General features: G+C 43.6%; 28 protein-coding genes and 1 pseudogene. All 29 read right to left on the reverse strand.

The genetic code is table 11. From position 1 onward, the window contains the following. Nucleotides 1-119: 119 nt before the first annotated feature. The 29 genes and pseudogenes from rplQ to I6L31_RS08190 all read right to left on the reverse strand — a co-directional run bounded on the left by rplQ (nucleotide 120) and on the right by I6L31_RS08190 (nucleotide 14,677). The gene (rplQ, locus tag I6L31_RS08050) at nucleotides 120-497 is read right to left on the reverse strand and encodes a 50S ribosomal protein L17 (protein WP_004924167.1); all 378 of its coding nucleotides are present in this window, start codon (nucleotides 495-497) and stop codon (nucleotides 120-122) included. 18 nt (nucleotides 498-515) lie between these two features. Then, nucleotides 516-1,523 (reverse strand): DNA-directed RNA polymerase subunit alpha, encoded by a 1,008-nt coding sequence (locus I6L31_RS08055; protein ID WP_004924164.1) that lies wholly within the window; start codon nucleotides 1,521-1,523, stop codon nucleotides 516-518. 18 nt (nucleotides 1,524-1,541) lie between these two features. Next, nucleotides 1,542-2,165 (reverse strand): 30S ribosomal protein S4, encoded by a 624-nt coding sequence (gene rpsD / locus I6L31_RS08060; RefSeq protein ID WP_004985367.1) that lies wholly within the window; start codon nucleotides 2,163-2,165, stop codon nucleotides 1,542-1,544. 12 nt (nucleotides 2,166-2,177) lie between these two features. Then, nucleotides 2,178-2,564, reverse strand: a complete 387-nt coding sequence (rpsK, locus tag I6L31_RS08065; protein WP_001040166.1) for a 30S ribosomal protein S11 — start codon at nucleotides 2,562-2,564, stop codon at nucleotides 2,178-2,180. A 19-nt stretch (nucleotides 2,565-2,583) separates the two neighbouring features. Next, nucleotides 2,584-2,940, reverse strand: a complete 357-nt coding sequence (gene rpsM / locus I6L31_RS08070; RefSeq protein ID WP_004985363.1) for a 30S ribosomal protein S13 — start codon at nucleotides 2,938-2,940, stop codon at nucleotides 2,584-2,586. Nucleotides 2,941-3,048: 108 nt separating this feature from the next. Next, nucleotides 3,049-3,165, reverse strand: coding sequence for a 50S ribosomal protein L36 (gene rpmJ / locus I6L31_RS08075; protein ID WP_000867907.1), 117 nt, complete (start codon nucleotides 3,163-3,165; stop codon nucleotides 3,049-3,051). 20 nt (nucleotides 3,166-3,185) lie between these two features. After that, a complete protein-coding gene (secY, locus tag I6L31_RS08080) occupies nucleotides 3,186-4,505 on the reverse strand; it encodes a preprotein translocase subunit SecY (RefSeq protein ID WP_171063242.1) in 1,320 nt (439 codons plus the stop codon). 45 nt (nucleotides 4,506-4,550) lie between these two features. Further along, the gene (gene rplO, locus I6L31_RS08085) at nucleotides 4,551-4,991 is read right to left on the reverse strand and encodes a 50S ribosomal protein L15 (RefSeq protein ID WP_004985359.1); all 441 of its coding nucleotides are present in this window, start codon (nucleotides 4,989-4,991) and stop codon (nucleotides 4,551-4,553) included. A 3-nt stretch (nucleotides 4,992-4,994) separates the two neighbouring features. Next, entirely contained in the window at nucleotides 4,995-5,171 is a 177-nt protein-coding gene (rpmD, locus tag I6L31_RS08090) for a 50S ribosomal protein L30 (RefSeq protein WP_004985357.1), read from the reverse strand. A 6-nt stretch (nucleotides 5,172-5,177) separates the two neighbouring features. Next, nucleotides 5,178-5,675, reverse strand: a complete 498-nt coding sequence (rpsE, locus tag I6L31_RS08095) for a 30S ribosomal protein S5 (protein WP_004657688.1) — start codon at nucleotides 5,673-5,675, stop codon at nucleotides 5,178-5,180. A 2-nt stretch (nucleotides 5,676-5,677) separates the two neighbouring features. Continuing rightward, nucleotides 5,678-6,028, reverse strand: coding sequence for a 50S ribosomal protein L18 (gene rplR / locus I6L31_RS08100; protein ID WP_004869518.1), 351 nt, complete (start codon nucleotides 6,026-6,028; stop codon nucleotides 5,678-5,680). Nucleotides 6,029-6,042: 14 nt separating this feature from the next. Further along, nucleotides 6,043-6,576, reverse strand: coding sequence for a 50S ribosomal protein L6 (gene rplF, locus I6L31_RS08105; RefSeq protein ID WP_004985355.1), 534 nt, complete (start codon nucleotides 6,574-6,576; stop codon nucleotides 6,043-6,045). Between the two features lie 13 nt (nucleotides 6,577-6,589). Beyond that, complete coding sequence (gene rpsH / locus I6L31_RS08110) at nucleotides 6,590-6,985, reverse strand: 30S ribosomal protein S8 (protein ID WP_004985354.1); 396 nt, start codon at nucleotides 6,983-6,985, stop codon at nucleotides 6,590-6,592. A gap of 11 nt (nucleotides 6,986-6,996) precedes the next feature. Further along, nucleotides 6,997-7,302: a 30S ribosomal protein S14 gene (gene rpsN / locus I6L31_RS08115; protein ID WP_004985353.1), complete on the reverse strand. Its 306-nt coding sequence runs from the start codon at nucleotides 7,300-7,302 to the stop codon at nucleotides 6,997-6,999. A gap of 9 nt (nucleotides 7,303-7,311) precedes the next feature. Continuing rightward, nucleotides 7,312-7,848: a 50S ribosomal protein L5 gene (gene rplE / locus I6L31_RS08120; protein WP_004985349.1), complete on the reverse strand. Its 537-nt coding sequence runs from the start codon at nucleotides 7,846-7,848 to the stop codon at nucleotides 7,312-7,314. 15 nt (nucleotides 7,849-7,863) lie between these two features. Continuing rightward, nucleotides 7,864-8,184, reverse strand: coding sequence for a 50S ribosomal protein L24 (gene rplX, locus I6L31_RS08125; protein ID WP_004985347.1), 321 nt, complete (start codon nucleotides 8,182-8,184; stop codon nucleotides 7,864-7,866). A gap of 9 nt (nucleotides 8,185-8,193) precedes the next feature. Further along, nucleotides 8,194-8,562, reverse strand: coding sequence for a 50S ribosomal protein L14 (rplN, locus tag I6L31_RS08130; protein ID WP_004924120.1), 369 nt, complete (start codon nucleotides 8,560-8,562; stop codon nucleotides 8,194-8,196). Between the two features lie 90 nt (nucleotides 8,563-8,652). After that, nucleotides 8,653-8,910 (reverse strand): 30S ribosomal protein S17, encoded by a 258-nt coding sequence (gene rpsQ / locus I6L31_RS08135; protein WP_004924117.1) that lies wholly within the window; start codon nucleotides 8,908-8,910, stop codon nucleotides 8,653-8,655. Beyond that, entirely contained in the window at nucleotides 8,907-9,104 is a 198-nt protein-coding gene (gene rpmC, locus I6L31_RS08140; RefSeq protein ID WP_000849927.1) for a 50S ribosomal protein L29, read from the reverse strand. Before rpmC ends, rpsQ begins: the two co-directional genes overlap by 4 nt. Beyond that, the gene (rplP, locus tag I6L31_RS08145) at nucleotides 9,104-9,517 is read right to left on the reverse strand and encodes a 50S ribosomal protein L16 (RefSeq protein WP_004985344.1); all 414 of its coding nucleotides are present in this window, start codon (nucleotides 9,515-9,517) and stop codon (nucleotides 9,104-9,106) included. The genes rpmC and rplP overlap by 1 nt, the downstream gene beginning before the upstream one ends. Beyond that, nucleotides 9,457-10,276, reverse strand: a pseudogene (gene rpsC, locus I6L31_RS08150) (30S ribosomal protein S3). Before rpsC ends, rplP begins: the two are co-directional and overlap by 61 nt. Nucleotide 10,277: 1 nt before the next feature. Next, nucleotides 10,278-10,607: a 50S ribosomal protein L22 gene (rplV, locus tag I6L31_RS08155; protein ID WP_005002018.1), complete on the reverse strand. Its 330-nt coding sequence runs from the start codon at nucleotides 10,605-10,607 to the stop codon at nucleotides 10,278-10,280. Nucleotides 10,608-10,618: 11 nt separating this feature from the next. Then, a complete protein-coding gene (gene rpsS / locus I6L31_RS08160; protein WP_004985338.1) occupies nucleotides 10,619-10,894 on the reverse strand; it encodes a 30S ribosomal protein S19 in 276 nt (91 codons plus the stop codon). Between the two features lie 13 nt (nucleotides 10,895-10,907). Beyond that, nucleotides 10,908-11,732 carry a 50S ribosomal protein L2 gene (rplB, locus tag I6L31_RS08165; RefSeq protein WP_004985332.1) on the reverse strand — a complete coding sequence of 275 codons (825 nt, stop codon included), beginning with the start codon at nucleotides 11,730-11,732 and terminating at the stop codon, nucleotides 10,908-10,910. Between the two features lie 11 nt (nucleotides 11,733-11,743). Beyond that, nucleotides 11,744-12,064: a 50S ribosomal protein L23 gene (gene rplW / locus I6L31_RS08170; RefSeq protein WP_004985330.1), complete on the reverse strand. Its 321-nt coding sequence runs from the start codon at nucleotides 12,062-12,064 to the stop codon at nucleotides 11,744-11,746. Next, nucleotides 12,061-12,663: a 50S ribosomal protein L4 gene (gene rplD / locus I6L31_RS08175; protein WP_004985328.1), complete on the reverse strand. Its 603-nt coding sequence runs from the start codon at nucleotides 12,661-12,663 to the stop codon at nucleotides 12,061-12,063. Before rplD ends, rplW begins: the two co-directional genes overlap by 4 nt. 11 nt (nucleotides 12,664-12,674) lie before the next feature. Continuing rightward, entirely contained in the window at nucleotides 12,675-13,313 is a 639-nt protein-coding gene (rplC, locus tag I6L31_RS08180; protein WP_005002013.1) for a 50S ribosomal protein L3, read from the reverse strand. Between the two features lie 59 nt (nucleotides 13,314-13,372). After that, nucleotides 13,373-13,684, reverse strand: a complete 312-nt coding sequence (gene rpsJ / locus I6L31_RS08185; protein WP_004725677.1) for a 30S ribosomal protein S10 — start codon at nucleotides 13,682-13,684, stop codon at nucleotides 13,373-13,375. Nucleotides 13,685-13,945: 261 nt separating this feature from the next. Next, complete coding sequence (locus I6L31_RS08190) at nucleotides 13,946-14,677, reverse strand: type 1 glutamine amidotransferase (RefSeq protein ID WP_004985323.1); 732 nt, start codon at nucleotides 14,675-14,677, stop codon at nucleotides 13,946-13,948. Nucleotides 14,678-14,839: the final 162 nt, after the last annotated feature.

Consider the following 14,839-nt stretch of genomic DNA (forward strand, 5'->3'; position numbering starts at 1 on the left):
TTGACAATGTTCAATGTCAAGTTTGGGTCATTTGTCGCTTTTTCTTATCACTTGAGGACAATTTTTCAAAAGGCAAAAAAAAGATCGGTAAAAACCGATCTTTTTTTTGAATAAGTATCTTATTCTGCTGAAGTGTTTACTTCACGATCTACAAGCTCAACATAAGCCATTGGTGCAGCATCACCTGCACGGAAGCCCGCTTTAAGCACACGTAGATAACCGCCGTTACGTTCTTTGTAACGAGGGCCAAGTACGGTAAATAATTTACCTACAGTTGCAGCTGAACGAGTACGAGCAAACGCCAAACGACGGTTTGCTACTGTATCGTTTTTTGCTAGAGTGATTAAAGGCTCAGCAACACGACGTAATTCTTTTGCTTTAGGCACAGTTGTTTTAATCAACTCGTGTTCAAACAAAGAATTCGCCAAGTTTTGGAACATCGCTTTACGATGGCTGCTTGTACGGCCTAATTTCACACCACTATTACGATGACGCATGGTGATAGTCCTACTTAATTAACGGCTACGATAGGCGAAACGATCGTCCATGCGTAAACTAGCAGGTGGCCAGTTTTCTAAACGCATGCCGAGTTGCAAGCCTTTCGAAGCTAAAACATCTTTAATCTCAGTCAACGATTTTTTACCTAAGTTAGGAGTTTTTAACAACTCAACTTCAGTACGTTGAACAAGATCACCAATGTAGTAAATATTTTCTGCTTTCAAACAGTTAGCAGAACGAACAGTAAGCTCTAGATCATCTACTGGACGAAGCAAGATTGGGTCAACTTCTTCACGAGGTTCTTGAGCCACTGGTGCCTGATCTTTCTGAAGATCAACAAAAATTGCAATTTGTTGTTGCAAGATTGTTGCCGCTTTACGGATCGCTTCTTCAGGATCAACAGTACCATTGGTTTCAAGATCAATGACCAGTTTATCAAGGTCAGTACGTTGTTCAACACGCGCATTTTCAACGGTGTAAGAAACACGTTTGATTGGGCTATAAGAAGCATCTAACTGTAGACGACCTACAGGACGTGTTTCACCTTCAGGGAAACGCGAGTCAGAAGTTTCATAACCACGACCTTGAGAAACTTTCAGGCGCATTTTAATTGAACCTGAGGCACTCAATGTGCCGATCAAATGCTCTGGGTTAACCACTTCAACATTATGCGGTAAACGAAGATCCGCAGCAGTAATATCGCCAGGACCTTGTTTTTCCAATGTCAAATATGCTTCATTTTGATCGAACAGCTTAATAGACAATCCTTTTAGGTTCAGCAAGAGCTCGACGATGTCCTGCTGCAAGCCTTCTAAAGTACTGTACTCGTGCTCGACGCCTTCTATTTCCACTTCAACCACAGCAGCGCCAGGCAAAGAAGACAATAGAATGCGACGTAAAGCATTACCTAGAGTATGACCAAAACCACGCTCTAAAGGTTCCAGAATCACTTTTGCCGAGGTCCCGCTCACCGCTTCGACCTTGATCGCTTGCGGAGTTAGAAACTCGTTTGCAGTACGCGTCATTTATTGCTACCTCAAGGATTATTTAGAATACAATTCTACAATCAAGCTTTCGTTGATTTCAGCAGGTAGATCAGAACGATCTGGTGCAGCTTTGAACGTACCTTCAAACTTAGAATGATCAACTTCCATCCAAGCAGGAATACCACGTTGAGCAGCTAATTCAATTGCGTTTTTGATACGTAATTGTTGTTTAGCACCTTCATGTACTGCAATCACATCACCCGCTTTTACTTGAATAGACGCAATGTTAACACGACGGCCATTTAAAGTAATAGAACGGTGAGATACGAGCTGACGAGCTTCTGCACGTGTAGAACCAAAACCCATGCGATAAACTACGTTATCAAGGCGGCTTTCAAGCAATTTCAACAAGTTTTCACCTGTTGCACCTTTTACACGAGCAGCTTCTTTATAGTAATTACTAAATTGACGCTCTAACACACCGTACATACGACGTACTTTTTGTTTTTCACGTAATTGTAGTGAATACTCAGATTGCTTACCGCGAGCTTGGCCATGTTGACCAGGCGCTTTAGCATGTTTTTTAGTTTTGACGTCAAACGGTTTAACGCCAGATTTTAATTGCAGGTCTGTCCCTTCGCGGCGAGAGAGTTTGCATTTTGGACCAATATAACGAGCCATGAATGTTTCTCCTTACACGCGACGTTTTTTAGGTGGACGGCAACCGTTGTGAGGGATTGGAGTCACATCGGTAATGCTGTTGATCTTATAACCCACTGCGCCTAATGCACGAACCGCAGACTCACGACCTGGACCAGGACCTTTTACAAGGACGTCTAGGTTTTTCAAACCGTAATCCAAAGCTGCTTTACCAGCAACTTCAGCAGCTACCTGAGCAGCAAACGGAGTTGATTTACGTGAACCACGGAAGCCTTGTCCACCTGAGGTGGCCCAAGCCAATGCATTACCTTGACGATCGGTAATCGTAACAATGGTGTTATTAAAAGACGCGTGAATGTGTGCAACACCTTCAGAGACGGTACGAGTGACCTTCTTGCGTGTGCGAGTATCTTTAGCCATCTTTTAGCTTCCAGAAATCTTACTTTTTAATCGGTTTGCGCGGACCTTTACGGGTACGTGCGTTAGTTTTGGTGCGTTGTCCACGGACAGGCAAGCTGCGACGATGACGAAGACCACGATAGCAGCCTAAATCCATTAAACGTTTAATGTTCATGGAAATTTCACGACGTAAATCACCTTCGGTCGGAACCTTGGCAACTTCTGCGCGAATCGCATCAAGCTGAGCATCATCCAACTCACGAATTTTTGTTGTTGGTGCAATACCTACAGCAGCTAAGATGTTCTTAGATGTGTGGCGACCAATACCAAAAATATACGTAAGTGAGATAACAGCATGCTTGTTATCCGGAATGTTTACACCGGCAATACGAGCCATTCACTTTTCTCCAAAAAGGCAGTAGATAAATCAACCGCCCCACAAAAAAACTTTGAGGGGCGGATATTAACCTAATTCGCCTACTGAAATCAACAGGTCTTGATCAGATTAACCTTGACGCTGCTTATGACGAGGTTCTGCGCTGCAAATCACGCGAATAACCCCATTACGACGGATAACTTTACAGCTACCACAAATTTTCTTTACAGAAGCTTGTACTTTCATGATGAAACCTCTAAGTGCGCTTATCCCTTAGGATGAGCAGTCGTTTTTCTCATTAACGTTTGATTGTCATATTGATGTGAAGTCAGGTGCGCTTGAAGTTGCGCCATAAAGTCCATCACCACTACAACAACAATTAACAACGATGTACCACCGAGGTGAAATGGAATTCCAAATGAACTTTGCAGAATCATTGGCATTAAACACACTACAGTAATATAAATCGCGCCGATAAAAGTCAAACGATTCAAAATATGATCTAAATAACGAGCCGTTTGCTCCCCTGGGCGTATACCAGGTACATATGCACCGCTACGTTTTAAATTTTCTGAAACTTCTTTCGGACTGAACACCAGTGCTGTATAGAAATAACAGAAGAAAATAATTAACGCACCGAAAAGCATGAGATATAACGGCTGTCCAGGCGATAACACGAGTGCCAAATCTTGCAAAGCACGTTTCACAATTCCTGCATTTGGATCAGCACTTCCAAGCCATTGACCTAAACTCGCTGGAAATAATAACAGTGAGCTGGCAAAAATTGCTGGAATAACACCTGCCATATTAATTTTTAATGGCAAATGTGTTTGCTGTGCAGTAAACACACGACGACCTTGCTGTTTTTGTGCATAGTTGACTGGAATCCGACGCTGTGCTTTCTCAATGAAAACAATTGCAGCAAGAACTGCAAGTGATAACAAAGCAAATACAGCCATTCCAATTAAACTGCCTTGACCATTTTGTACAGAAGTAAAGCCCTGAATCACCTGATTCGGCAATCCCGCAACAATCCCTGCAAAAATAATCATGGAAATACCATTACCAATACCACGTTCGGTAATTTGCTCTCCAAGCCACATCAAAAACATCGTTCCAGCGACCAATGAAGTCACTGCTGGAACATAAAATGCCAGACCTGAAGTCAAAGTAATCCCCTGACTGATCAAGCCTGCACACATCCCTACCCCCTGCACCAAAGCAAGGAACAAGGTGCCATAGCGTGTGTATTGATTGATTTTACGTTTGCCTTGCTCGCCTTCTTTTTTCAAAGCTTCTAACGATGGAACAACCGTTGACATCAACTGCACGATGATCGATGCAGAGATGTACGGCATAATTCCCAAAGCCAGAATTGACATACGTTCTAATGCACCGCCAGAGAACATGTTAAATAAACCCAAGAAGGTTCCTTCATTGGCTTTAAAAAAACGGGCTAGCGCTACATTATCAATACCCGGTAACGGAATATGCGCTCCTAGTCGAAAGACCAACAATGCACCAACCAAGAACATTAATCGGCGAATAATTTCACGATATTTCACATGAAATGGTTGTCCTTTCATCATGTTGACATGACCTGAAGAACTAGGAGACATAGCCACTCGGTATTACTCCTCGACTTTACCGCCAGCCGCTTCAATCGCAGCTTTAGCGCCTTTAGTCAAAGCAACACCTTGCACTGTAAACGCGCGAGTTACTTCACCAGAAAGAACAACACGTGCACGAGTCTGATCACGACGAACTACGTTCGCAGCTTTCAAAGTTTCAAGTGAAATAATATCACCTTCAACTTTTGCAAGTTCAGACAAGCGTACTTCCGCAGTTTTCAATGCGATTTGGCTAGTGAAACCGAATTTAGGCAAACGACGATAAATCGCTGTTTGACCACCTTCAAAGCCTGGACGAACGCCACCACTTTTACGTGATTTTTGGCCTTTAACACCACGGCCACCAGTTTTACCAACGCCAGAACCGATACCACGACCCAAGCGACGATGTTCACGCTTTGCACCTTCAGCAGGTGAAAGTTCATTTAAACGCAGAGTCATGGCTTATTCCTCTACACTAACCATATAGTAGACTTTGTTGATCATACCGCGGTTAGAAGGCGTATCTTGCACTTCTACAGTATGACCAATACGACGCAGACCTAAACCTTGAAGGCAAAGTTTGTGATTTTTCAAACGATGCGAAGCAGATTTAGTCTGGGTAACTTTAATCGTTTTCATGATTGATTACCCTTGAATTTGTTCTACTGAAAGACCACGTTTTGCAGCAACTTTCTCAGGAGAAGTCATATCACGCAAACCTTTAAAAGTCGCGTTTACAACGTTCGCCGCATTCGTAGAACCATAACATTTAGCAAGTACGTTATGTACACCAGCAGCTTCCAAAACAGCACGCATCGCGCCACCAGCAATTACGCCAGTACCTTCAGAAGCAGGTTGCATGTATACACGGCTTGCACCATGACGAGCATTCACAGGGTGTTGCAATGTAGTACCAGCAAGGTCTACAGTAATCATGTTGCGACGTGCAGCTTCAAGCGCTTTAGAAATAGCAGCTGGAACTTCACGTGCTTTACCACGACCAAAACCTACACGACCATTCCCATCACCCACAACTGTTAATGCTGTGAAAGAGAAGATACGACCACCCTTAACAACTTTGGCTACACGGTCAACGGCAACCAGCTTTTCAACAAGACCTTCGTTTTGTTCAACTTTAGCCATGATTAGAACTCCAAGCCGTTTTCACGAGCAGCATCAGCCAAGGCTTTGATACGACCATGATATTTAAAACCAGAACGGTCAAATGCAACTTTCGTTACACCAGCAGCTTTCGCACGTTCTGCGATTAAAGCACCTACTTTAGTAGCTGCGTCTACGTTACCAGTTGAACCGCTACGTAAAGAGGCATCCAAAGTAGAAGCTTGCGCTAATACTTTGCCACCATCTGCGGAAATCACTTGAGCATAGATGTGACGCGGAGTGCGGTTTACACACAAACGAGTCGCACCCAATGCACGAATGTGCAAGCGTGTGCTTTTCGCACGACGCAAACGGGATTGTTTCTTTTCGTTCATAAGAACCTCGCGCCTTATTTCTTCTTAGCTTCTTTACGAAGAACAACTTCGTTCGAGTAACGAACACCTTTACCTTTATACGGCTCTGGTGGACGATAACCACGGATTTCAGAAGCAACTTGACCAAGTAACTGCTTATCTGCTGACTTCAAAACAATTTCAGTCGCAGTTGGAGTTTCAGCAGTTACGCCTTCAGGAAGGTTGTAATCGATTGGGTGAGAAAAACCAAGGTTAAGGTTCACAACTGTACCTTTTACCGCAGCTTTATAACCAACACCAATAAGTTGCAACTTACGTTCGAAGCCTTCGCTTACGCCTTTTACAAGGTTGTTAAGCACAGCGCGAGCAGTACCAGCTTGCATCCAAGCGTCTTTCGACTCTTTTGCAGGAGCTAGTTGAAGTTTACCTTCTTCCTGTTTTAGCTCGACCAGCGCATGCAGGTTGAAAGACAATGTACCTTTAGTGCCTTTCACTTCGACCTGCCGGCCGTTCTGAGTAACTGTTACACCGTTAGGGACAGTTACTGGGGCTTTAGCCACACGAGACATGAGGAATCACCTATTAAGAAACAAAAGCAATAACTTCACCACCAACGCCTGCAGCACGTGCAGCGCGATCAGTCATGATGCCTTTGCTTGTAGAAACAATTGCAATACCTAAACCTTGCTTAACGCTTGGAAGTTTATCTTTACCGCGATATTGGCGTAGACCTGGACGGCTTACACGCTTCACAGTTTCGATCACTGGTTTGCCTTCAAAATATTTTAACGTAAGAGTCAAAGTAGCTTTTGCTTCTTCTTGAGCAACTTCTACGTTTGAAATATAACCTTCTTGTTGAAGAACGTTGGCAATTGCAACTTTCAACTTAGAAGACGGCATAGAAACAGTTTGTTTCTTTGCCATTTGTGCGTTACGAACACGTGTTAGCATGTCGGCAACGGTATCTTGCATACTCATTTAGTTGCTCCTTACCAGCTTGCCTTAACAACGCCAGGTACATCACCCTGCATTACTGTATCACGTAATTTGTTACGGCTTAGACCGAACTTACGGAAGTAACCATGAGGACGACCTGTCAAACCACAACGGTTACGAAGACGTACTGGAGATGCGTTACGTGGCAATGCCTGTAACTTTAATGTCGCTTGGAAACGCTCTTCATCGCTTGCATTTACGTTGGCAATAATCGCTTTTAATTCAGCGCGTTTTGCAGCGTATTTAGCAACGGTTTGTTCGCGTTTCAACTCGCGATTAATCATACTTTTCTTAGCCATATCGACCTCTTATTTGAACGGGAAGCCGAATGCACGCATAAGCGCACGGCCTTCGTCATCGGTGCGAGCAGTAGTAGTGATAGTAATATCCATACCACGAATACGATCAATCTTATCAAAATCGATTTCAGGGAAAACGATTTGCTCTTTCAAGCCCATTGAGTAGTTACCACGACCGTCGAAAGATTTCGCTGAGAAACCACGGAAGTCACGGATACGAGGGATCGCGATTGAGATCAAACGGTCCAAGAATTCGTACATTTGTTCGCCACGTAAAGTCACTTTACAACCAATTGGCCAACCATCACGGATTTTGAAACCTGCGATTGATTTACGTGCAAGCGTAACTACTGGTTTTTGACCAGCAATTAAAGTCATGTCTGCAACAGCACCATCTAACAATTTCTTGTCAGTTGCAGCTGCGCCCACACCCATGTTTAGGGTGATTTTTGTAATGCGAGGAATCTCCATTACATTCTTAATGCTAAGTTCCTGTTGTAACTTAGCTTTAAGTTCTTCATTGTAACGTGTTTTAAGTCTGGCCATTGCCGTGTCAACCTATTACTTTGCTGTCGCCACTGATTCACCATTTGACTTATAAACGCGAGTTTTCACGCCATTTTCGTCAATTTGGTAACCAACACGATCAGCCTTTTGGGTTGTAGCATTTAAAATTGCCACGTTTGAGATATGAAGCGAAGCTTCTTGAGTAACGATGCCGCCTTCAGCGCCAGTTACACGGTTCGGCTTTTGATGCTTCTTCACTAAGTTAAGGCCTTCAACCTTAACGCGGTCTTCAGAAACAGACAGAACAGTACCCTGTTTGCCTTTTTCTTTACCTGCGATCACGATAACCGTATCGCCTTTTTTAATCTTAGCCATGATTGCCTCTTATAGAACTTCAGGAGCCAATGAAATGATTTTCATGAACTGTTCAGTACGAAGTTCACGAGTCACTGGTCCGAAAATACGAGTGGCAATCGGAGCTTTATTGTTGTTTAACAATACAGCTGCATTGTCATCAAAACGGATCACAGAACCGTCTGGACGACGAATACCAAACTTAGTACGTACCACAACAGCATTCATCACGTCGCCCTTTTTAACACGGCCACGTGGAATTGCTTCTTTAACAGTAACTTTAATAATGTCGCCAACAGAAGCATAACGACGATGTGAACCACCTAGTACTTTGATACATTGTACGCGGCGAGCACCACTATTGTCTGCTACGTCGAGCATACTTTCGGTTTGAATCATTGCCCTACTCCAAAACCGAGCAACACCGGTCGCAATTTCGAAAGGCTCAAAGAGTACTCGAAATTGACCGATGATGCAACAAGAACGTAATTACTCAGCAGCTACTTCAACCACTTCCACTAAAGTCCAAGCTTTAGTTTTAGAAATTGGGCGGCTTTCTTTGATGGTCACTAGGTCGCCTAATTTAGCAACATTGTTCTCATCATGAGCGTGTAGTTTAGTTGAACGGCGGATTGATTTGCCATACAACGGGTGTTGAACGCGGCGTTCAATAAGAACAACAATAGACTTATCCATTTTGTCGCTTACGACTTTGCCGGTTAACGTGCGGACTGTTTTTTCACTCATTGTCCGTTCCCCTGTTTTTCGGTAAGGAGTGTCTTGATACGAGCGATAGTTTTACGAGCAATTTGCACTTCGTGCGATTTACCCAATTGACCAGTCGCTTTCGCCATACGAAGACGGAATTGGTTAAGCTGTTGCTCATCAAGCAACGCTTTCAACTCTTCTACCGATTTTTCACGTAGATCTTTAGTTTTCATTACATTACCGTCCGAGTCACGATAGTGGTTTTAAACGGAAGTTTAGCAGCAGCAAGCTTAAATGCTTCAGTTGCTAATTCATCGTTCACACCTTCAATTTCGTACAGGATCTTACCTGGCTTGATCTCGCAAACCCAGTATTCCACATTACCTTTACCGTTACCCATACGTACTTCTAATGGTTTTTCGGTAATTGGCTTGTCTGGGAATACGCGGATGAAGATTTTACCACCACGCTTAATACGACGGCTAATAGTACGACGCGCAGCTTCGATCTGACGCGCAGTCATACGACCACGTTCAGTCGCTTTAATCGCAATCGAACCAAATGATACTGTACTACCACGATGCGCTAGACCAGTGTTACGGCCTTTGTGCATCTTACGGAATTTGGTACGTTTAGGTTGCAACATGGATTATTCTCCCTTGTCAGCAGCACGGTCATTACGACGTCCACGACGCTGTTCTTGACCTTCACCACGACCACGACCGCGTTTAGCTGGACGCTCTTCAGCAGGAGCAGGGTTCATGACTTGTTTCATGCCACCTAAGATCTCACCACGGAAAATCCAGACTTTAACACCAATCGTACCGTAAGTTGTTTCTGCACGCATAGTTGCATAATCGATGTCCGCACGAAGCGTATGCAAAGGTACACGACCTTCACGATACCACTCAGTACGTGCAATCTCTGCACCACCTAAACGGCCTGAAACTTCAACTTTGATACCTTTAGCACCAGCACGCATGGTGTTTTGAACCGCACGCTTCATAGCACGACGGAACATCACACGCTTTTCCAATTGAGAAGCAATTGCTTCAGCAACTAAACGCGCATCTAAGTCTGGGCGATCGATTTCGTTGATGCTTACTTGCGCAGGAACACCCATAATATTGGTAAGTTCGCGCTGTAATTTTTCAATGTCTTCGCCTTTTTTACCGATTACGATACCAGGACGAGCAGTGCTAATAGTTACTTTAGCAGCACCTGTCGGACGTTCGATAAGAATATTGCTCACCATCGCGCTCTTAAGTTTTTTAGTTAAAAACTCACGAACTTGAAGATCTTTAAGCAAGTATTCAGCGTATTGTTTCGGATTCGCATACCAGTTAGCGTTATGACGTTTCACAACACCTAGGCGGATACCGATTGGATGAACCTTCTGACCCATATCAAACCCCTACCTTAACGGTGATGTGACAAGTACGCTTAGTAATACGATCTGCACGGCCTTTAGCACGTGGCATAATACGTTTCAGGCTAATGCCTTCATCAACGTAAATCTTAGAAACTTTAAGGTCGTCTACATCTAAACTGTTATTGTGTTCAGCATTTGCAATTGCAGATTCCAAAGCTTTTTTCACTAAAACAGCAGCTTTTTTGTTGCTGAAGTTTAGGATATTAAGCGCGTGAGCAACAGATTTGCCACGGATTAGGTCTGCAACCAAACGTGCCTTTTGTGCCGAGATAGCGGCACCGCGTAATTTAGCAGTTACTTCCATCATGACACCTATTAACGTTTAGATTTCTTGTCAACACCGTGACCACGATAGGTACGAGTTGGCGCGAATTCACCGAGTTTATGACCAACCATGTGTTCAGTAATGATTACTGGAACGTGGTTACGACCATTATGAACAGAAATTGTTAAACCAACAAAATCCGGAAGAATCATTGAGCGACGAGACCAAGTTTTGATCGGCTTACGGTTGTTAGCAGCTACAGCAGCTTCAACCTTAGCGAACAAATGCGCGTCGACGAATGGACCTTTTTTTAATGAACGAGGCATTAGTCAGATTCCTTTACTTGACGCGACGGTCGCGGATAATCATCTTAGTCGTACGCTTATTGGTACGAGTCTTGTACCCTTTCGCTTTTTGACCCCATGGGCTTACAGGTTGGATACCTTTGTTACGCCCTTCACCACCACCGTGTGGATGGTCAACTGGGTTCATCGCCATACCACGAACGGTAGGACGAACACCACGCCAGCGCGCTGCACCAGCTTTACCCAATGAACGTAGGTTGCTTTCTTGGTTAGAAACTTCACCAATAACAGCACGGCATTCAACATGTACTTTACGCATCTCGCCTGAACGCAGACGAATGATTGCGTAAGAACCATCACGACCCAACAACTGAACTGATGTACCAGCAGAACGTGCAATTTGAGCACCTTTACCGATTTTAAGTTCAACGTTATGTAGTGTAGAACCGATAGGCATATTACGAAGTGGTAAGCAGTTACCTGGACGAATTGGAGCATCGTTACCAGATTGAACTTTATCACCCGCACGCAAACCTTTAGGCGCAATGATGTAACGACGTTCACCATCAGCATATTTCAACAAAGCAATATGCGCTGTACGGTTAGGATCGTACTCAATGCGTTCTACAGTTGCAGGAACGCCATCTTTGTTACGTTTAAAGTCAACGATACGGTAGTTTTGCTTGTGTCCACCACCAACGTGACGAGTCGTAATGTGACCGTTGTTATTACGACCACCAGTACGTTTTTTAGCTTCAACCAACGGTGCATAAGGCGCGCCTTTGTGAAGATGGCTATGCACCACTTTCTCTACAAAGCGACGTCCTGGAGACGTTGGCTTACATTTTTGAATCGGCATAATTTTCGTCCTTATTCCGCTGCGCTTTCAGCGGTATCGCCCAAGTCAGCCATTTCAACATCTTGGCCAGCTTTCAGGGTGACGTATGCTTTTTTAACATCAGAACGACGTCCTAATGTTTTACCAAAGCGCTTAGTCTTACCTTTAGTAATAGTTGTGTTAACTTTAACAACTTCTACACCAAATAGTTGTTCTACTGCTTTTTTAACTTCAAGCTTAGTTGCATTAATATCAACTTTAAACACTTGAACACCAGCAGTATCACCTAAAACTTGTGCCTTTTCTGAGAAGACCGGTCCTTTTAGGACTTGATAGATACGTTCGTTGTTCATCCGAGTTCTACCTCAATTTTCTTAGCAGCAGCTACAGACATGACAACTTTATCAAACGCGATCAAGCTAACAGGATCGATTGCAGCAGCATCTACCACATCAACGTGTGGAAGGTTACGTGCAGCAAGATATAAGTTCTCATCTACAGCATCAGTCACGATAAGTGCACGAGCTGCATTCAAGTCGTTAAGTTTTGCAAGCAATTCTTTAGTTTTAGGAGCAGCAACAGCAAACTCTTCAACCAATACAAGACGATCCTGACGAACAAGTTCAGCAAGGATACATTGCATTGCACCGCGGTACATTTTGCGGTTTACTTTTTGAGACCAGTCTTGTGGACGTGCAGCAAAAGTTTTACCACCGCCAACCCAGATTGGGCTACGAATAGAACCAGCACGAGCGCGGCCAGTACCTTTTTGACGGAATGGCTTTTTACCACCACCAGATACTTCAGCACGTGATTTTTGAGCACGCGTACCTTGACGGCCACCAGCTAAATAAGCTGTAACCACTTGGTGTACAAGCGCTTCATTAAATTCACGTCCGAAAGCAACTTCAGACAACTCAACAGCAGAGCCGGAAACAGTTTTTAAATTCACGTTATTTCCCCTCAGGCCTTGATCGTAGGACGAACGATAACGTCGCCACCAGTAGCACCAGGAATCGCACCTTTAACAACAAGAACTGAACGTTCTGCGTCAACGGATACAATTTCAAGACCTTGTACTGTTACGCGTTCATCACCTAAGTGACCGGCCATTTTTTTGCCTTTGAACACGCGTCCAGGAGTTTGGTTTTGACCTGTAGAACCTAAAACACGGTGAGAAACTGAGTTACCGTGAGTCGCGTCTTGGGTACGGAAGTTCCAACGCTTAACACCACCTTGGAAACCTTTACCTTTTGATTGACCAGTAACGTCAACAATTTGACCCACTGTGAACAAATCAACACCAATACTGCCGCCAACTTCACGACCTTCAAGCTCAGCTTCAGTCACGCGAAACTCTTTAATCAAACGACCAGCAGCCACACCCGCTTTCGCAAAGTGACCTTTCTGTGCATTGGTTACGCGAGATTCACGACGTTCACCAGTAGTAACTTGAACCGCTTGATAACCATCAGTTTCAAGCGTTTTAATTTGAGTGATACGGTTAGGATCAACCTCAATCACTGTAACAGGCACAGAGACGCCGGCATCTGTAAAGATACGGGTCATACCGCACTTGCGGCCGACTAAACCAATAGCCATGTGTGTAACCTCTAAAAAAGCAGCTTAATTAATGCCAGGCACTAATTAACCCGAAAGCCTTAACCCAATGCGATCTGAACATCAACACCCGCTGCAAGATCCAATTTCATCAATGCATCAACAGTTTTATCTGTTGGTTGAACGATATCGATCAAACGTTTGTAGGTGCGGATTTCGTACTGATCACGCGCATCTTTGTTTACGTGCGGTGAAGTAAGAACGTTGAAGCGTTCGATGCGAGTAGGCATCGGGATTGGACCACACACTTGTGCGCCAGTACGCTTAGCGGTTTCTACGATCTCTTGAGAAGATTGATCAATCAGACGATGATCAAAAGACTTAAGACGGATACGGATTCTCTGGTTAGACATACCAGTAAACTCCAAGCCAAAATATATAAAGAATCACCTTTGACGCACCTCACCCATTGGTAAGTGTCAAAGGCAGTGAAAATCACTAAGGTCACGATCGATGCCGCGACTGTCATGCATTTACTACGTTCTTTGCAGTAAATGACCTCACAATTTGAGGGTCGCTCATTATAACGACTGTTTAAGTCTTATGCAATTCTATTTGTTGCTGAATCGTTAAATATCCGAGTTTTATTTTAAATCATTTGCATTTTATTTTGATTACGATGCGTTCACTACATATTCAATCGCCTGATTGAGCAATTGATTTCCTTCTATAAATTTTGATTGTTTTGATTGTTTGAGTTGATTGGCTGGCTGTACATATTCTCCATGAAAAATGGCCACTTCATCATCATTTTCCAAAAATAACTCCAGTGTTTGTGGGGTGATTTCTGGGTGAAACTGAAAACCTAAAACATTTTGCCCAATCTGATACATCTGATTACGACAGACGTCATTTTCAGCTAAATGAATCGCGCCTTTGGGAATCTCAAAAGTTTCACTGTGCCACTGCATCACATGCAAAGAAGAGGGTAAAGGAAAACACTGCGTTGCCGATTGTGGTACTCGATGTACGGTCGTCCAGCCTAACTCCTGAAATGGATTACGGCTCACGGCAGCACCTAAAGCATTGGCAATCAGTTGTCCACCCAGACACAATCCTATCGCCGGTTTACCCGCGGCTAAATAACGACGAATCCAGCGTTTTTCAATTTTCAACCAAGGAAAATTGGCTTCATCATTAACACTCATGGTTCCGCCCATAATGATCAGTAAATCGACATCGTCAATACGAGGGAGCGCCTCTATTTCAAGCGGTAAATCAGGGGGGAGTGCGAAAAATTCAGTCGCGGTAATTTTTGACTGATGTGTTTTCAAAAAATCATAACAACTCCCGAACCCTTCACCAGCAATATGCTGAAAATAATGCACTTTTAAATGCGACTTCATGCACTTAGAACCTATATTGTTGTTGGTATTAGCTAAGTCATAGCAAAAATGAAGCCAACTTTTGTCAATGCAGTTTTATGTAAAGAAATACTCACAAAACTCGACCAAAACTAGCAGAAAGGATTTATATTTTTTAATCTAGAGCTAAATGACCTAAATGAT

Origin of the sequence: Acinetobacter septicus, assembly GCF_019355975.1 — a bacterium.
GTDB classification, from domain to species: domain Bacteria; phylum Pseudomonadota; class Gammaproteobacteria; order Pseudomonadales; family Moraxellaceae; genus Acinetobacter; species Acinetobacter ursingii.

What these genes read in the sequence shown, in the direction of transcription:
- rplQ (WP_004924167.1), bottom strand. Translation starts at nt 497, where the DNA reads ATGCGTCATCGTAATAGTGGTGTGAAATTAGGCCGTACAAGCAGCCAT.
- I6L31_RS08055 (WP_004924164.1), bottom strand. Translation starts at nt 1,523, where the DNA reads ATGACGCGTACTGCAAACGAGTTTCTAACTCCGCAAGCGATCAAGGTC.
- rpsD (WP_004985367.1), bottom strand. Translation starts at nt 2,165, where the DNA reads ATGGCTCGTTATATTGGTCCAAAATGCAAACTCTCTCGCCGCGAAGGG.
- rpsK (WP_001040166.1), bottom strand. Translation starts at nt 2,564, where the DNA reads ATGGCTAAAGATACTCGCACACGCAAGAAGGTCACTCGTACCGTCTCT.
- rpsM (WP_004985363.1), bottom strand. Translation starts at nt 2,940, where the DNA reads ATGGCTCGTATTGCCGGTGTAAACATTCCGGATAACAAGCATGCTGTT.
- rpmJ (WP_000867907.1), bottom strand. Translation starts at nt 3,165, where the DNA reads ATGAAAGTACAAGCTTCTGTAAAGAAAATTTGTGGTAGCTGTAAAGTT.
- secY (WP_171063242.1), bottom strand. Translation starts at nt 4,505, where the DNA reads ATGAAAGGACAACCATTTCATGTGAAATATCGTGAAATTATTCGCCGA.
- rplO (WP_004985359.1), bottom strand. Translation starts at nt 4,991, where the DNA reads ATGACTCTGCGTTTAAATGAACTTTCACCTGCTGAAGGTGCAAAGCGT.
- rpmD (WP_004985357.1), bottom strand. Translation starts at nt 5,171, where the DNA reads ATGAAAACGATTAAAGTTACCCAGACTAAATCTGCTTCGCATCGTTTG.
- rpsE (WP_004657688.1), bottom strand. Translation starts at nt 5,675, where the DNA reads ATGGCTAAAGTTGAACAAAACGAAGGTCTTGTTGAAAAGCTGGTTGCC.
- rplR (WP_004869518.1), bottom strand. Translation starts at nt 6,028, where the DNA reads ATGAACGAAAAGAAACAATCCCGTTTGCGTCGTGCGAAAAGCACACGC.
- rplF (WP_004985355.1), bottom strand. Translation starts at nt 6,576, where the DNA reads ATGTCTCGTGTGGCTAAAGCCCCAGTAACTGTCCCTAACGGTGTAACA.
- rpsH (WP_004985354.1), bottom strand. Translation starts at nt 6,985, where the DNA reads ATGAGTATGCAAGATACCGTTGCCGACATGCTAACACGTGTTCGTAAC.
- rpsN (WP_004985353.1), bottom strand. Translation starts at nt 7,302, where the DNA reads ATGGCTAAGAAAAGTATGATTAATCGCGAGTTGAAACGCGAACAAACC.
- rplE (WP_004985349.1), bottom strand. Translation starts at nt 7,848, where the DNA reads ATGGCCAGACTTAAAACACGTTACAATGAAGAACTTAAAGCTAAGTTA.
- rplX (WP_004985347.1), bottom strand. Translation starts at nt 8,184, where the DNA reads ATGGCTAAGATTAAAAAAGGCGATACGGTTATCGTGATCGCAGGTAAA.
- rplN (WP_004924120.1), bottom strand. Translation starts at nt 8,562, where the DNA reads ATGATTCAAACCGAAAGTATGCTCGACGTAGCAGACAATAGTGGTGCT.
- rpsQ (WP_004924117.1), bottom strand. Translation starts at nt 8,910, where the DNA reads ATGAGTGAAAAAACAGTCCGCACGTTAACCGGCAAAGTCGTAAGCGAC.
- rpmC (WP_000849927.1), bottom strand. Translation starts at nt 9,104, where the DNA reads ATGAAAACTAAAGATCTACGTGAAAAATCGGTAGAAGAGTTGAAAGCG.
- rplP (WP_004985344.1), bottom strand. Translation starts at nt 9,517, where the DNA reads ATGTTGCAACCTAAACGTACCAAATTCCGTAAGATGCACAAAGGCCGT.
- rplV (WP_005002018.1), bottom strand. Translation starts at nt 10,607, where the DNA reads ATGGAAGTAACTGCTAAATTACGCGGTGCCGCTATCTCGGCACAAAAG.
- rpsS (WP_004985338.1), bottom strand. Translation starts at nt 10,894, where the DNA reads ATGCCTCGTTCATTAAAAAAAGGTCCATTCGTCGACGCGCATTTGTTC.
- rplB (WP_004985332.1), bottom strand. Translation starts at nt 11,732, where the DNA reads ATGCCGATTCAAAAATGTAAGCCAACGTCTCCAGGACGTCGCTTTGTA.
- rplW (WP_004985330.1), bottom strand. Translation starts at nt 12,064, where the DNA reads ATGAACAACGAACGTATCTATCAAGTCCTAAAAGGACCGGTCTTCTCA.
- rplC (WP_005002013.1), bottom strand. Translation starts at nt 13,313, where the DNA reads ATGGCTATTGGTTTAGTCGGCCGCAAGTGCGGTATGACCCGTATCTTT.
- rpsJ (WP_004725677.1), bottom strand. Translation starts at nt 13,684, where the DNA reads ATGTCTAACCAGAGAATCCGTATCCGTCTTAAGTCTTTTGATCATCGT.
- I6L31_RS08190 (WP_004985323.1), bottom strand. Translation starts at nt 14,677, where the DNA reads ATGAAGTCGCATTTAAAAGTGCATTATTTTCAGCATATTGCTGGTGAA.